This window comes from Mesorhizobium montanum (assembly GCF_033977145.1).
Taxonomy (GTDB): Bacteria; Pseudomonadota; Alphaproteobacteria; order Rhizobiales; family Rhizobiaceae; genus Mesorhizobium; species Mesorhizobium montanum.
In genome coordinates, this window is sequence record NZ_JAVIJF010000002.1 from 396028 (window position 1) to 412017 (window position 15990).

Here is a 15990-nt window from a genome sequence, read left to right on the forward strand (position 1 = left end):
GGGCCTCCCGGGCCTGCCGAGCGGTACCCGGCTCCGCCGTGGTGACCGGCGAACTTACTTCCATGTTGGACCGGGTCTGAAACGCGAGAGCGCCTGACACCAAGGCCGAATGCCATCATCCCGCCAGCCGCAGGTGCCGCTCGAAAATCGCCAGCTTGTCGCCATAGGGTAGCCGCACCCTTTCTTGGCATTGTTCGCACTTGAAGGTCGTGATGCTTTTGATCCAGGAGCCTTTCTTCACCAACCCGGCGTGGCAGAGGGGGCATTGGAACGTCAGATCCTGGTCGAACAGGCGGTTGGACAAAGCCATTGCAACCTCTCCCGAGATGAACCGGCCATTCAGTGTAAATTCCAAATGCACGCGCCTATAAATGTCCTCCCAAGAGATTCGGCCGACCGGATCATGTTCTTGACCAGGACCGTAGGCCGGGTCTCACCTCGCCCGAGGGACGGTGAGGCAAAGCGATATTGCGTCACCTTGGCGAGCCCGGCTTTAACCTAGGTGATTCCCGACGCTGACTCTCTTCCCGAAGTCGTTGCCGCCGCTTTCCTCGCCCTTGCGCGTCTTCGCCACCAAAACGCGGAGGCGTGGCCGTCCGGACCCTTTTGGCCGCTCGTATCCTTCGTTCGCATGGCAGAAAAATTAGCAAAAGCTGATATGGCTTAATTCAGCCGGTGCCATGTTTCTCGTTCAGCCCCCGCCGGTCAGGCCCGGCGCGTGGCGACGTGAGCGTGGCAACTTGAGCCGCCGGAATGCCGGGCCGCTCCCGTGCAGAACTATTCGAACGCGTAGGTAAATCCTTCCGCCGAGGCGCCGACGATGACTTTCGTCATTTTCTTGCCCTCGAGCGAGCGGTTGAGCACGCCGCGGCTGAGTTCCGGCAGCAGTGTGTTGGTGAGGATCGCGTCGATCATGCGCCCTCCGGATTCGATCTCGGTGCAGCGCGCCTTCACCAGATCCATCACGCCGTCGCCGATGACCAGTTCGGCATCGTTGGTAGCCCTGAGCCGGCGCGCGATCTTGCCGAATTGATGCCTGGCGATCGCCTCGATCATCGCGTCCGAGAGCGGATAGTAGGGGATGGTCACCACGCGGCCGAGGAAGGCGGCGGGAAACACTTTCAGGAGCGGAGCGCGCAAGGCGGTGTCCAGATCGTCGATCCCGGTCCGTACGGTGCCATTCTTCGTGCGATCCATGATGACGTCGGAGCCGACATTCGAGGTGAGCAGGATCAGCGAATTCTTGAAATCGATGCGCCGGCCCTCGCTGTCATCCATCATGCCCTTGTCGAAGACCTGGAAGAAGATCTCGTGCACGTCTGGATGCGCCTTCTCGACCTCATCGAGCAGGATCACCGAATAGGGTTTTCGGCGCACCGCCTCGGTCAGGATGCCGCCCTTGCCGTAACCGACATAGCCGGGCGGCGCCCCCTTCAGCGTCGAGACGGTGTGCGCTTCCTGGAACTCAGACATGTTGATCGAGATCAGGTTCTGCTCGCCGCCATAAAGTGTCTCGGCAAGCGCCAGCGCAGTTTCGGTCTTGCCTACGCCGGAGGGGCCGCAAAGCAGGAACACGCCGACGGGCTTTTCCGGCGCGCCAAGACCGGCGCGGCTGGTCTGCACGCGTTTGGCGATCATTTCCATCGCATGGTCTTGCCCGACGACACGTTCGGACAGCGTAGCGGCGAGCTTCAACGCCTTCTCGGTCTGGCTGGACAGCATTCGTCCGGTTGGAATGCCGGTCCAATCCTGGACAACAGCCGCCACGGCGTTGCGGTCGACCGAAGGCAGGATCAGTGGTGTCTCACCCTGCGCCGCGGCGAGTTCCGCCATCAGTTCGCGCAGCCGCGCAAGGTCGGCGGCGGCTTTATCCTCCGGCTCGGCGGAAGCCGCTTCGGCCTTTGCAGTCTTGGATCCCTTGGCTTTCGAGGCCTTGGCTTTCTGAGCCTTGGTCTCAGCGGCCTTGCTCTCGGCCGGCTTTTGCACAGGCGCCTTCGCCGCCGCGTCCGCGCTTTCCGTTTCCCCGTCGGCCTCCTCGGCCGCCTCGTCGAGCGGCACACCCTCGCCGCGCAATTTGGCGCGCAGGTCGAGGATCTCGGCCACCAGCGTCTTTTCGCGATCCCAACGCGCCTGGGCGGCGGCTAAAGTCGTCTCGGTTTCCGCCAGCCCGGCGTCGACCCTCGCCTGCCGGTCGACGACGTCGATGCCGATCGCCGCCTCGCGGCCGATGATGCCGCTCTCGACCTCGAGCGCCTGACGGCGGCGCAGGATGTCCTCGACCTCGGCCGGCGTCGCATGCTGCGAGATCGCGACGCGGGCGCAGGCGGTGTCGAGCAGGCTGACCGCCTTGTCCGGCAACTGCCTGGCCGGGATATAGCGATGCGAAAGCGAGACCGCCGCCTCGATCGCCTCGTCCAGGATCTGCACCTTGTGGTGCTGCTCGAGCACGCCGGCGACGCCGCGCAGCATCAGCACGGCCACCGCTTCCGATGGTTCCTCGATCTTGACCACCTGGAAACGGCGGGTCAGCGCCGGGTCCTTCTCGATGTGCTGCTTGTACTCGGCCCAGGTGGTCGCCGCGATGGTGCGCAGCTCGCCCCGCGCCAGTGCCGGTTTCAGCAGATTGGCCGCATCGCCTGTCCCCGCCGCGCCGCCGGCCCCGATCAACGTATGCGCCTCGTCGATGAACAGGATGATCGGCACCTCGGAGGCCTGGACCTCGTCGATCACCGCCTTCAGCCGCTTCTCGAACTCGCCCTTGACGCTGGCGCCCGCCTGCATCAGCCCGACATCGAGCATGCGCACGCTGACGTTCTCAAGCGTCGGCGGCACGTCGCCCTGGGCGATGCGCAGCGCAAAGCCCTCGACGACCGCCGTCTTGCCGACGCCGGCCTCGCCGGTCAGGATCGGGTTGTTTTGCCGGCGTCGCATCAGGATGTCGACGATCTGCCTTATTTCCGGATCGCGGCCGACGACCGGATCGATCTTGCCGTCGCGGGCGCGCTGGGTGAGATCGGTGGCGTATTTCGCCAGTGCCGAATCCCCGCCCGGACCGCGCTTCATCGGCGTCTCGGCGGCAGGAGCGGCAGGAGATGAGCCGGCTTCGAGCGAGCCTTCCGTGACATCGGCAAAGCGGGAAATGACACCGTCGGCATCGATCTTGTCGAATTCGGCGCTGATCTTCGACACCAGGCCTTCCAGCACCGGCGTCTTCAGGCAGGCAAGCAGGATATGGGCGCTGCGCACCTCTTCCACGCCGAATTCCAGCGTTGCCAGGTTCCAACCCTCCTGGATGGCGTGGAAGATGTGGTCGGAGAATTCCTCCAACGAGGTGGCGCCGTAAGGCAGCTTGTCGATAGCGCGGGTCATGTCCGCCGTCAGCCGGCTGGCATCGATGCCGGCGTCGGCAAGGATCATCTGCACGTCCGATCGCTCGGACAGCACCAGTTGCTGGATGAAGTGGACGAGCTCGACATAGGGATTGCCGCGCAGCTTGGCGGTGTCGGCCGCCGCCTTGAAGGCGCGCACCCCCGTGGCATTGAGCTTTGCGACCAATTCCTTACGCTTGAAACTTTGCGATGACCGGCGCTGTTCCATCGAACCTGCTCCCCGCAACCTGTCGCCCGTACCCTGCCATATAAGCGGCCGCTTGACAAAGCCGTGTGACGGATAAGGCGTTTGTATCTATCCGGGCGGCACCGCCCGGTTACACAAGCCTTGCAAACTCGCTGCAACAAACACCGGATTGCTGCCTGGGCTATGCGAGCCATTTCACATACCCGGTCCGGCAATCGCGCGATGGGTTCGGCGAATGAGAACGGTCGCGTTTAGCTTCCGTTAGTTTTTGAGCAGATGCTCAATTGTCGTGGCGTGGGGCCGGTGATAACGTTGCGTCACATAGGGGTCTCAGGGCCGCTGGCTGGGGGTAGGTGTGATTGATCTCGCACTCTGGCTGAATCCTCTGAACGGTGCGAATCCGTCGGGAGAGGACTTGCGCAACGACCCGGCTTTTCACGAGCTGGAGCGCCTGACCGAAGCCCAGCTCAAGGTGGTCCACGACGGCGGCAACAAAACCTCGCAGACCACTCTCCCGGTAAACTGGGCAGCCGTTCTGGAAAAGGCAGAAGAATTGCGGCTCCGCGGCCGGGACTTGCGTCTGCTGGTTCTCGTCACGCGCGCTCTCGCCAATGAAGAAGGCCTGGCCGGCCTCGCCCAGGGGCTGACGCTGATTACGCGGACCTTCGAGCAGTACTGGGACACGATGCACCCGTCGCTGCGCACCGGCGCGCCGCGCGAAGCCGCCTTGCGCCGCATCAACGCGCTGCTTGACCTGCAAAACGGCCAGGAAGGCCTGCTGGCGAACCTCAGGCAGGAGATTTTCTTTTCACCGCGCGCGATCGGGCCGATCAGCGGCCGGGACCTGGAACAGGCTGCGCTCGACGAGCGCGTCATGCTGCAAGAAGCAGCCTCTGGTCTGGGGACCGCCGAAAAGGCGGCGCTGACGAGCGCCCACAACCAGCTGTTGAACCGGGTGCGCACGGGATGCGCGGCGCAAATCGATCAGGCAGCGGACGCGATGACGACGCTGCTGGCCGACGCGCGCGCCGCGATCGCGGCCCTCGACGCGGTGGACGCTGCGCTCAACACCCGTATCGAAGGCAATGGCGCCACTGTCCCGGAATTGAAGAAGTTCCTGCAGCGTTTGCTGACGACGCTGGAGCGAAATTCCAGTGCCGGCGCCGCTGCGAATGGCGCTGCAAAAACTGCCCCGCAGCCGGCACAGCCGGCATCGACGACCGCCCGAAACGGTCATGGAGCCGAGACGATGGCAAGTGTGGCAAGCTCTGTGGACGCGAGCACCGGTCTGCCGGACCGGATCAACTCGCGCGATGAAGTCGTCAAATGCCTCGACCTCGTCGTCGCCTTCTACGACCGCACCGAACCGTCCAGCCCCATTCCGCACCTCGCGCGCCGCGTGCGCCGGATGGTGCACATGGATTTCGTGGAGCTGATGGAAGATCTCGCCCCATCGGGGCTGAAGGAATTCCGGCTGCTTGCCGGTGTCCCCGATCCCAAGAAGCCGGCCCAGAAGGATGAAAGGTAACAAGCATGCCAGCAGAGAGCAAAGCGAAGGTCATCGAAAGAAACCGCGCACCGCGCGTGCAGATCGCCTACGACGTTGAAACCTACGGCAGCCCGACGACGATCGAACTGCCGTTCGTCATGGCCGTGATGGCCGACCTTTCCGGCGCTTCACAGACCAAGGAAGCGTCGAAGTCGGTCCTCGACCGTAACTTCGTCGAAACCGACGCCAACCGCTTCCCGAAATTTATGGAGGCCATGGGGCCACGCGTGAAGGCGCGGGTGAAGAACACCCTGCCGCAGGCCGAGGGCCAGGAGCGCGACGAAGAGCTAGCCGTCGATCTCACCTTCTCCAAGATGGGCGATTTCGCGCCGGACAAAGTCGCCGAGCAGGTCCCGCAACTGGCCGAGATCCTGAAGATGCGCCGTCAGCTCGAGGAGCTGCTGGGCTTCATGGACGGCCGCGTCGACGCGGAAAAGCGCATCGCGCAGCTTCTGAACAACGAGCCGCTGCTGAGCAAGATCGCCGGCCAGGCGATGGATGACGGCAAGGGCGAGGAGTAAGTCATGGCCGAACAGCAAAAGACCGCAACCGCCACCGCCGAGGCGGAAGCCATCGATCTCGGCGAATTCAGCGGACTCCTTGAAAAGGATTTCAAGGTCAAGAAGGACGACAGCGAGAAGCTGCAGCAGCTGGTGCGCAATCTGGCGCTGGCCGCGCAATCGCGCTCCGAGACCACGACCATCTCGTCCAATGCGATCAGGTCGATCAAGTCGCTGATCGCCGGCATCGACAAGATGCTGACGACGCAGGTCAACGAGATCCTGCATGCGCCCGAAGTGCGCGAGATGGAAGGCACCTGGCGCGGCCTCTGGTACCTTATCAACAACACCGAGACGGATACCAAGCTGAAGATCCGGGTGATGAACATCTCCAAGGAGCAGCTGGCCGACACGCTTGAAGACTATGAAGGCCAGATGTGGGACCAGAGCCCGATCTTCAAGAAAGTCTACACGGACGAGTATTCGATGCTGGGCGGCGAGCCGATCGGCTGCATCATCGGCGCCTACGAGTTCTCCAACCATCCGCGCGACGTCGGCCTGCTGCGCAACATCTCGGGTGTCTGTGCCTCGGCGCATACGCCGTTCATCGCGGCGGCCTCGCCACGGCTGTTCCGCATGGACAGCTGGCAGGAACTGCCGAACCCGCAGGACCTGCAGATGATCGTGAACAACCCGGCCTATGCATCGTGGCAGTCGCTGCGCGAAAGCGAGGATGCCCGCTACATCGGCCTCACCATGCCGCGCGTGCTGGGGCGCCTGCCCTACGGCTCCGAAACCGTTCCGGTGAAAGGCTTCACTTTCGAGGAGGAGGTGGGCGGCGACCATAACAAATATGTCTGGATGAATGCCGCCTTCCCAATGGGCGTAAACATCAACCGCAGCCACAAGCTCTACGGCTGGGGCACCCAGATCCGCGGCGTCGAAAACGGCGGCACGGTGCTCAACCTGCCGGTGCACGCCTTCCCGACAGATGACGGGTCGATCGCGATGAAATGCCCGACGGAAGTCGCCATCGACGACCGGCGCGAGGCGGAATTGGCCAAGCTCGGGCTGATGCCGATCCTGCACCGCAAGAACACCGACTTGGCGGCGTTCATCGGTGCGCATTCGCTGCAGGACGACGAGACCCGCGCCGGGCGATTGGTCGATCCGGACGCTCAATCGAACGAGCGGCTCTCAGCCAACCTGCCCTACCTCTTCCCGGTGTCGCGCTTCGCGCATTACCTGAAGGCGATCGCGCGCGACAAGATCGGGTCGTTCAAGGAGCGTACCGACATGGAGATCTGGTTGACCGAATGGATCAACCGATACGTGCTGGCCAATCCGGCCTTTGCCGACGACAAGGCGCGCGCCAAGCGCCCGCTTGCCGCGGCGGAGGTGCAAGTCGACAGCGTCGAGGGCCGGCCCGGTTACTACAATGCCCGCTTCTATCTGCGGCCGCACTACCAGTTGGAAGGCATCAACGCCTCGCTCCGGCTGGTATCTGAACTGCCGTCGGTGAAGGGCTGAAATCATAAGCAAAGTCATCTTGTTTCGTTTGAAAGCGGTGGAGAAAGACAATGCCAGACAGAACCGATGCGCCTTCGATGAAAATCGACGGCTTCCTGAAAGTCCCGGATATCAAGGGCCCGAGCAAGCGCGACGGCCATGAAGACCAGATCGAGATCCATGGCGTCGATTACAAGATGATCGCGCCCTACGACCCTAATTCGCTGTCGCGACGCGGCCGCGTGTCGATGGGCATGATCAAGTTCTTCAAGCATTACGACAAGTCGTCGCCCTACCTCAAGAAGGCGCTGTTCGAGAACAAGGCGCTGGACGAGGTGGTGTTTTCGGCGCGCCGCACCATTGACGGCGAGACCAGCGACTATTTGGTCGTGACGCTCACCGACGCCTCGATCATGGAATACGACATGCGGCAGGCTCGCGACGAGCCAGACCTGATCGAGGAAGAAGTCAGCTTCGCCTACAAGAAGATCAAGTTCGTCTACGACAAGGACGACGAGATCGAAATGGACGTCTATGTCGGCAAGTGAGGCCAGGCGGCCTGGTGCGAAAGCGCAGCTTGCCGGCAGTTCCCGGGCAAAACGCGAGGCGGTCCAGCCCTCCCTTTGGGACCGCCTCGTCAACGACTTGCCCGGGCTGACGTCGGAGATCGACGGGCTGCGCCGTCTGCTGGAAGAAGAACTCGGCGCCGAGCGCGTCGAGGTACTTCTTGCCGGCAGCGCGCGGGCCATCGATGCCGATGCCGAGCTCACGTCCGAGCAGAAACGGCGCCTGCAGCGGCTTGTCTTCCAGACCGAGCATCGCACCGAAATCGAGAGCCGCGGCGTGGTGGTTTCGGCGCGCGTGCTGCGGGAAGCCGTTCGGCGCGACATCGAGGCCCTGTTCAACACCGAGCGCTTCGAGTCCGTACCGATGCTTTCCGATACCGAACACGAACAGCCTTTGGACGAACTGCCGCCGCTCGCCGATTTTCCGGAAGTGCGCCGCAGCGTCGTCAATTATGGCGTGCCATCCTTTTCGGGCCGCTCTTCGCGGGATTTCGACCGCGATACCCTGGCGCGCGAGATCCGCGCCGTGCTCGCCACCTTCGAGCCGCGTCTCAAGGAGAGCGCCACGACCGTCAATGTCACGCTCGGCGACAAAAGCGTCGGCCTCAAGATCGAAATCGATGCCGTGCTGATCATGACGCCGACGCCGGAACGCATGCGGCTGCGCACCACGATCAATCTCGACAACGGCCTGGCGCGAACCGAATTCAGGGAGACCTGAGATGGATCGGGTCTTCGTGGAGTATTACGAAGAAGAACTGACCCATATCCGCGCGCTGGCCGCCGAATTCGCGGATATGCATCCGGCGGTTGCCCGCAACCTTTCCCTCGACACCGTTCCCTGCCCCGACCCTTATGTCGAGCGGCTGCTCGACGGCGTGGCCTTTCTTGCCGCGCGCACGCGGCTGAAGGTCGACGCGGAGCGCTCGCGCTTCTCGCGCGCCGTGCTCGATGTGCTTTATCCGGACCTGGTGACACCGGCGCCGGCGACGGCGATGGCCGTGCTGAAACCCGGCCAGCAAGTGCAGTCGATGATCGCCGGCCACGCCGTCGCCCGCGGCACGCGGCTGGTCTCCAGCCTGCATCCGGGGCTTTCGACGCGCTCAACCTTCACCACCGCGCAGGAAGTCACGCTGTGGCCGATAGCGATCACCTCGGTCAGCTATTTCCAGGATCGCAGCGCGCTGGGGGCGGCCGGCATCGCGCCGGTCGGCGGCGTGCGCGGCGAGGCGGCATTCCGTATCGCGCTCACCCGAACCGGAAAGGGCAAACTCAGCGAATTGTCGCTCGACCGTCTCGACCTTTATTTCGCCGGGCGCGCCAAGGCGCCGCTCATCTTTGACGCGATCTTCGGCGCCTGTTCGGCCGTCGGCGCGCGGCCGGAAGGCAAGACCAATCCGCTTGCTGCGCTGCCCGAGCCCGAAATGATCGGCATAAGCGACGATGAAGCGCTGATGCCGCGCACACGCCCGACCTTCGAAGGCTACCGGCTGCTGCGCGAATATTTCATGATCCCCGAGCGCTTCCACTATGTGCGGGTCGCCGGCCTGCAGCCGGTGGTTCGCAAATGCGATGGGGGAATCGAGATCATCTTCCTGTTCCGGCGTCCGGTGCCGGAGCTAGCCGATGTGACGGTCGCCGATTTCGAACTGTTCGCAACGCCGATCATCAATCTCTTCGAACGCGAATGCAACGTCATCGAGATCGATCCGCGCCGGACGCGCCAGGTGCTGCACGCCGACCGCACCCGTGCGCGGGATTTCGAGATTTTCCGCGTTATCCGGGTGGAAGATGCCGACGCGGAAGGCAGCGAAGCGATAATTCCCGAGTTGTTCAGCCTGGGACAGAACCGCGGCAGCGGCTGGGTCTATTCGACGGAGCGGCGCCCGCGCCGGGCCACGGAGGACGAGCGGCGCGACGGCCTGACCCGCACCTCCTACACGGGCGACGACGTGTTCCTCGCCGTCTCGCGTCCGGCCGGCAGCCAGCCCAATCGGCCGCTGAAGCGGCTCGACATCATGGCGCTCTGCACCAACCGCGACCTGCCGATCCTGGACGACACGCCGGCGCTGACGCTGGAGACCGCGGATCCGGTCGAAGCGGTGCGGTTGCTGGGCGCGCTGCGGCCGCCGCAGCCGGCGATCCCGGCAGCGCTGCCGGCCGGCGCCGAGGGTGAATCCCGCGCCGACAATCTCGCCTGGCGACTGGTGGCGCAGCTCTCGCTCAACTTCCTAAGCCTTGCCAAGGAAGGCCGCGGCGTCGATCCGCTGCATGCATTGCTCGACCTCTACGCCGATCGCGGTGATCCAAGCCTTGCCCGCAACGTGCATTCGATCACCCGCATCGACTCGCGCCCTGTCATCGAGCGGCTCAAGATCGACGGACCGATGTGTTTCGGACGCGGCACCGAGGTGACGTTGCATGTCGACCAGTCGGTGCTGGCGGGTCAAAGCTCGCTGCTGCTTTCGGCTCTGCTTGCGCGGCTGTTTGCCCGCCATGCCGGGATAAACGGTTTCGTGCGGACCCGTACGCGGCTGCTGCAGAAGCAGGAGGATGTGCCATGGCCGATGACGCCCGGCAATCGCTACCTGATCTAGCGCGGCCTGCCCCGAAGGCGCTGTCGGAGAGCTTCGACTTCTTCGAGCTGCTGCGTCGCCTGGAGCAGCGGCGCGGGCTGTTCGGCCATTCCGGAACCGCGGACCGCGAGCCGGCAAGGCTCGGCCAGCATGTGCGCCTGAGCTTCTCGGCGAGCGACGTGGTCAAATTCCAGGAGGCCAGAGACAAGGCTCCGGCGCGGGTGACCGTTGCCAATCTCGGCCTGCTCGGGCCGGAAGGGCCGATGCCTCTGCATCTGACGCGCTGGGTGCTCGACCGGCTGTCGCAGCGCTGGTTCACCGGCGCCGATGCCGAGCAGACCAGCGACACGACCTTCGTCGACTTCGTCAACATCCTGCAGCATCGCATGATCGCGCTCTACTACCGCGCCTGGGCCGACGCGCATCCGGCGGTGCAGGTCGAACGTTCGGTCGGCGGACGCGTCCGTGCCATGCTTGAGGCGATGGCAGGGATCGGCCTTCCCGGCACACAGGATGCCGAGCTCGATGCGGTGCGGCTGCGTCAAGCTGGATCGCTGGCCAACCAGGTCGATGGCGCGGAGCGGCTGACGCTGTTTCTCGCCACGGCCTTCAAGGTGCCCGTGCGGATCAAAGAATTCGTCGCCGCCTGGATGACCATCCCGGCGGCGCTGCAGAGCCGCATCGGCAAGGCCTATGCGGCGCTCGGCAGCGGAGCGACGATCGGCCCGCGCGTCTTCAGCCGCCAGAGCCGGATCGAGTTGCGGGTCGGTCCGCTGAGCCTCGACGACTTCAAGTCGTTCCTGCCCGGCGAACGGCGCCTCGCCCTGTTCAAGAAAGCAGTGCGCGACATGATCGGCGAAGCGCTCGATGTCGATCTGCGCATCGTGCTTGCGCGCGACGCGGTGCCGCAGCCGAAGATCGGAGCCATCCAGCTCGGCCGAACCTCCTGGCTTCCGCGCCCCGCCGAAAAGGGGGATGCCGACGATCTCAGGTTGCGCACCATCGTCGGCTGGCGGCCGGAAATGGCGGAGGCAGCCGCATGAGTCTGCTTCTGACCTTGGAACAGGGCCCACGTTCACAGGTGGTCAGGCAGACCCGGCTGGACGAGGGCGAACTGGTGATCGGGCGCAGCGCCGATGCCGGCTGGCAGATCGACGACCCGGACATGTTCGTCTCACGCGCCCATTGCAAGATCAGTGGCGGCCGCGACGGCTATTACGTCACCGACACGTCGAGCAGCGGATTGTTCATCGACGACTCCGACAGCCCGCTCGGGACCGGCAGGTCGACGCGGCTGCAAAGCGGTATGCGGCTCCGCATGGGCGACTATGTGCTCCATGTCGAGGTTCAATCCAAGACGAACCGGACGTCAGTCGGCCAGGCCCCGGTCGCTAGCCACCCCGCACCTGCATGGTCATCGCCGAAAGCACCGACTCCGGCCAGCATCGGCGGCGACGACTTCTTCTCGGCCAAGGTCGAGGAAGAGCCGCAGCGGCCGCGCCCGGCCGGGCTGCCCGATCCGTTCGAGCAGCCGGTGCCCGGGGCTTACGATCGCGCCTCGAGCCAGCGCAACTCGCCGGCCTTCGACGACCCGTTCAGCCTCGATCCGGTGGCGACGCCGGCCTCGAACGAAGAGCCCGCCGCTGGCCGGTCGGATCCATTCGCCTTCGGCGAGATGCCTTCGCGCGGCGATTCAGCACAACCCGCGCCGAAACCGTCCGGCTTCGATGACGATTTCAGTTTCGGGCCGGCCGCGACGCCCGCTCCAGGCAACGGCACCGATCCAGCTGGTCGTGTCGAGCGCCCCGCCGAAAAGCCGCAGGCCGCTCGTCCATGGGAGATACCGGTGCAGGTGGCCGAACCCCCTGCTCCGCCGCCACGCCCTGTTCCCGTTCCCAAGCCGTCACGCCCGACGCAACCGGCGCCCAGCGACATGGCACTGCGCGCCGCTTTCTTGCGCGGCATGGGCATCGAGGAGGCCGATTTTCCGGGGCGCGATGCGATTGCCGAAATGGAGAAGTTCGGGCGGGAATACAGGCTGATGCTCGACGGCCTGATGCAGCTGCTGCGCAAGCGCGCCGAGGAGAAGGGAAGCGCGCGTGTCGCCCAGACGATGGTCGGCGCCTCCGAGGTCAACCCGCTCAAATTCCTGCCGACGGTCGAGGATGTCATCGTCACCATCATCGCGGAACGCAGTCCCGGTTTTCTCTCCGGCGAGGCGGCGATCGGCGACGCGGTCAAGGACCTCGCGCAACATCACGTGCGCGCCTGGCGCGGCGTGCAGGCAGCTCTGCGGCGCATGATCGACCGTTTCGATCCGGCCGCGATCGAGGAAGAGCTCAAATCCAATTCCGCAATCGGCAATCTGCTGTCCGGCGGACGCAACGCCAAGCTGTGGGAGCTCTACCAGAAACGCCACCGCGACATCGCCCAGAGCGCGGAATCGAGCTTCCTGGGCGAGATCGGCGCAGATTTCAGGGATGCATATGAAGAGGAGTAGGGACATGATCGACAGACGCGAATTCATCGTTGCCATCGGCGCGACGGGGCTGCTTGCGGCTTGCCAGAGCGGCCCGCCGAAACCATCGGTTATCTCGGTCAATGTGACTGGTGGCGCCGGCATGAATCCGGGACCGGGCGGCGGCGACCGGCCGGTGACCGTGCTGGTGATGCGGCTTGCCAGCACCGGCAAGTTCAATTCGGCCGACTATTTCGCCCTGCAGGGCGATGCCGGCTCGGCGCTCGGCGCCGACCTGATCGGCTCCGACGCGATCTCGGTCGCGCCGGGCAAGACCTCGGCAAAGACCATCACGGTCGAACCGAACGCGACGGCGCTCGGCTTCGTCGCGCTGATCCGCGAACCTGGCGGACGCAACTGGCGCACGACCAAGTCGGTTTCGCCAGGGTCGAAATTCACCATCAACGTCAGCCTCGGCAAGGGCGGCATTTCCGCTTAGAGCATGATCCCAAAAAGTGGGAACCGGTTTTGGAAACGATCATGCTCCTGACCCAATCGACAGCAGATGGTTCCGTGCAGAGAGTAACGGCATGAGCGACGCAAACAGGGTGCTGTGGTCGGAGGGCCTGTTTCTCAGGACCCAGCACTTCCAGCAGCAGGACCGGTTCTTCGAGGGGATGGTGCGCGGCGCCTTGCAGGCCGGCCAGCTCCATACGTTCGGTTTCCAGCAACTGACGCTCGACCAGTCGCTGCTCGATGCCGGGCAGGTCTCGATCGTGTCCGCCCGGGGCATCTTCCCGGACGGCACGCCCTTCTCCATTCCGGAGCTGATGGACGCGCCTAAGCCGTTGCCCGTCACGGCCGACACCGGCGCCGGGCCGGTGTTGGTCGCCCTGCCGCTCGAGCCGCCCGGCGGCGTCGGATTCGATCCGGCGCATGCCGCATCGACGGGCGCGCGATACCACGGCAAGATCGTCTCGGTGCGCGATGCCGTGCAGGGTGGCGCCGATCCGGAGGAAATCGAAATCGCCCGGCCGCAAGCGGTGCTGCTGGCGCCCGGCAAATCGGTCGGCGGCTATACCGCTTTGCCGATCGCCGATGTCAAAGGTGTGCGCGCCGATGGCGGCATCTCGCTCGACGAGACATTCCTGCCGCCGACGCTGATCACCGGCGCCATCCACTGGTACCGGCAATTGCTGCAGGAGGTCGTGACCGGCCTTGACCAGATCGCGGAAGCGCATGGCAAGATGGTGATGGGCGGCGCCGGCCGCAGCGTCGAGGACCTTTTGATGCTGCATCTTGCCAATGCCGCGCGGCCACGGCTCGCGCATATGCTTGCGCAAGATGTCTTCCATCCGGCCGAGCTCTATCTCGAACTTGCCGGTCTCGCCGGCGAGATGGCGACCTACGGCTCGAGCTCTCGCCGGCTCGGCGAATTGCCGGCTTACGACCACATGGCGCCCGGTCCGGCCTATATGGCGCTGGCCGACGCCTTGCGCTCGCTCATCCTCAGCCTGCGCTACATCGAACCGAAATCACGCGCGCTGCCGGTCATGCGGCACGCGACCAATGTCTGGAAAGTGCGCATCGACAACCCGAAGCTTTTGGTCGCGAGCCGCATCGTCATCCGCGTCGGATCGGAACTCTCGGAAGACGCGCTGCGCAAGATCTTCGTCAATCAGGCGACGGTCGGCGCCGCCGACCAGTTCGAAGGGCTGTGGAAATCCCGCCTCCCAGGCATTCCACTGAAACCACTCCATTCGCAGCCGCGCGAGATTCCCTATGACGGCGACCGGCTGTGCCTGGAGCTCGACCAGAAGAGCGAGCATTGGGCCTCGCTGCTCGACGCCCCCGGCTTCGTCATCGGCGTTTCCGGCGTGCTGCCAAGCGAGCCGCAGGTCGACTGCTATTCGGTGAACAGGTGAGGCCATGAGCCGGGATGATCCTTTCGGACTGTCGGAGGATCGCGAGCGCACCCGCATCCGGCTGACGGGTGCTGCGCCCCGGCCGATGGCGCCGCTGGCACCGGGAGCACCGGTCAAACGGGCGCGCGCGCACCCCAACACGCTCATCAACATCTTCGCGCCGCTGCTCGAATTCGCGCCGGAGCTCGAAAGCGCGCTGGCGCCGGAGAACCCTGAAGTGATGCGCACGCGCCTGCTCGACGAGCTGGTGCGGGCACGCGACGCCGCTATTGCGGCGGGTTCCTCGCTGGAGCGCGCCGACCAGGCGGCATGGGCGGTGGCAGCAACGCTCGACGATCTCGCGCTCAACACGCCATGGGGCGGCGCCAGCGCCTGGCCGCGCCAGCCGCTGGTGGTCATGCTGCGCGGCGACGTCGATGCCGGCACCCAGTTCTTCACCCGGCTTGACGAGCTCGAGCGCCACCCGAACCGCGACCGCGAGATGCTGGAGCTGCAATATTACTGCCTGGCGCTCGGCTTCCGCGGCAAATATCGCGTGCCCGGCCGCGCCGGCGACCGGTCGCTCAACGCCGTGCGCGTCGCCGCGGCGCGCTTCCTGCGCAACGCCGACGCCGAAGACGCCCCGCTGTCGCCGAACTGGAAAGGCGTGATCGCCTCCGACGAACCGCAGCGCTTCATCGTGCCGATCTGGGTGATGGCGCTTGCCGCGGTTGTCGTCGCCGCCGCTGCCTATATCGGTCTGTCGATGGGCTTGAGCAGCCAGGCGGTCGAACTCTCCGCGCTGGTACGCACGCTGCCGCCGGCCTCGCGCGGCGACATTACCCGCGCCGCGCCCAAGCAGGATGCACCCGCGCCCGAGCCACAGCCGGTCGATTTCGCGCTGCTGCCGGAATTCAAGGCCGAAGCGCCGGACAACCTCAAGGGGGCGCTGAGCGGTACCGAGAGCGTCTCGCTGGCCAAGCTGGTCATCCAGTCCTCCAATCCCGAGCTGTTCCAGTCTTCGCGGCCGACGCTGACCCAAGGCTACGAACCGCTGGTCGAGTCGATCGCCAAGGTGATCCTCGCCAATCAGGAGCTGATCGGAAACATCACGGTCATCGGCCATACCGACAATGTGCGCCTGCAAAAAACCAATCCGCTTGCCAGCAACCAGCGTCTCTCGGAAGCGCGCGCCGAGACCATAGCCAAGCTTCTGGTTCAGGCCGGCGTGCCGCAGGACCGCATCCATTCCGAAGGTCGGGCCGAGACCGATCCGGTGGCCGACAACGCGACGCGCGAGGGCCGCGCGCTCAACCGGCGCGTCGAGGTCCTGGTCGAGAAGAGGCTCTGAG

General features: G+C 64.9%; 13 protein-coding genes. 11 read left to right on the forward strand and 2 right to left on the reverse strand.

From position 1 onward, the window contains the following. Positions 1-115 precede the first annotated feature (115 nt). Both RFM68_RS04180 and RFM68_RS04185 read right to left on the reverse strand, forming a co-directional pair. A complete protein-coding gene (locus tag RFM68_RS04180) occupies positions 116-310 on the reverse strand; it encodes a hypothetical protein (protein ID WP_320231401.1) in 195 nt (64 codons plus the stop codon). Between the two features lie 467 nt (positions 311-777). Next, positions 778-3597, reverse strand: coding sequence for a type VI secretion system ATPase TssH (locus RFM68_RS04185; RefSeq protein ID WP_320231403.1), 2820 nt, complete (start codon positions 3595-3597; stop codon positions 778-780). 334 nt (positions 3598-3931) lie between these two features. Here RFM68_RS04185 and tssA point away from each other — a divergent pair, with 334 nt between their 5' ends. The 11 genes from tssA (at position 3932) to tssL (ending at position 15989) form a co-directional block, all read left to right on the forward strand. Beyond that, a complete protein-coding gene (gene tssA, locus RFM68_RS04190; protein ID WP_320231404.1) occupies positions 3932-5104 on the forward strand; it encodes a type VI secretion system protein TssA in 1173 nt (390 codons plus the stop codon). A gap of 5 nt (positions 5105-5109) precedes the next feature. Continuing rightward, on the forward strand, positions 5110-5646 hold the full coding sequence (gene tssB / locus RFM68_RS04195; RefSeq protein ID WP_320231405.1) for a type VI secretion system contractile sheath small subunit: 537 nt from the start codon (positions 5110-5112) through the stop codon (positions 5644-5646). A 3-nt stretch (positions 5647-5649) separates the two neighbouring features. After that, positions 5650-7155, forward strand: a complete 1506-nt coding sequence (tssC, locus tag RFM68_RS04200; protein ID WP_320231406.1) for a type VI secretion system contractile sheath large subunit — start codon at positions 5650-5652, stop codon at positions 7153-7155. Positions 7156-7232: 77 nt separating this feature from the next. Next, the gene (locus RFM68_RS04205; protein WP_320231471.1) at positions 7233-7682 is read left to right on the forward strand and encodes an Hcp family type VI secretion system effector; all 450 of its coding nucleotides are present in this window, start codon (positions 7233-7235) and stop codon (positions 7680-7682) included. Further along, a complete protein-coding gene (tssE, locus tag RFM68_RS04210) occupies positions 7669-8421 on the forward strand; it encodes a type VI secretion system baseplate subunit TssE (RefSeq protein ID WP_320231407.1) in 753 nt (250 codons plus the stop codon). Before RFM68_RS04205 ends, tssE begins: the two co-directional genes overlap by 14 nt. Position 8422: 1 nt before the next feature. Beyond that, positions 8423-10297 carry a type VI secretion system baseplate subunit TssF gene (tssF, locus tag RFM68_RS04215; protein WP_320231409.1) on the forward strand — a complete coding sequence of 625 codons (1875 nt, stop codon included), beginning with the start codon at positions 8423-8425 and terminating at the stop codon, positions 10295-10297. Continuing rightward, a complete protein-coding gene (tssG, locus tag RFM68_RS04220) occupies positions 10261-11319 on the forward strand; it encodes a type VI secretion system baseplate subunit TssG (RefSeq protein WP_320231410.1) in 1059 nt (352 codons plus the stop codon). Before tssF ends, tssG begins: the two co-directional genes overlap by 37 nt. After that, positions 11316-12776 (forward strand): type VI secretion system-associated FHA domain protein TagH, encoded by a 1461-nt coding sequence (gene tagH, locus RFM68_RS04225; RefSeq protein WP_320231412.1) that lies wholly within the window; start codon positions 11316-11318, stop codon positions 12774-12776. Before tssG ends, tagH begins: the two co-directional genes overlap by 4 nt. Positions 12777-12780: 4 nt before the next feature. Further along, the gene (gene tssJ, locus RFM68_RS04230; RefSeq protein WP_320231414.1) at positions 12781-13233 is read left to right on the forward strand and encodes a type VI secretion system lipoprotein TssJ; all 453 of its coding nucleotides are present in this window, start codon (positions 12781-12783) and stop codon (positions 13231-13233) included. A gap of 91 nt (positions 13234-13324) precedes the next feature. Beyond that, positions 13325-14659, forward strand: coding sequence for a type VI secretion system baseplate subunit TssK (gene tssK, locus RFM68_RS04235; RefSeq protein ID WP_320231416.1), 1335 nt, complete (start codon positions 13325-13327; stop codon positions 14657-14659). Positions 14660-14663: 4 nt separating this feature from the next. Next, positions 14664-15989 carry a type VI secretion system protein TssL, long form gene (gene tssL / locus RFM68_RS04240; RefSeq protein ID WP_320231418.1) on the forward strand — a complete coding sequence of 442 codons (1326 nt, stop codon included), beginning with the start codon at positions 14664-14666 and terminating at the stop codon, positions 15987-15989. Position 15990 lies beyond the last annotated feature (1 nt).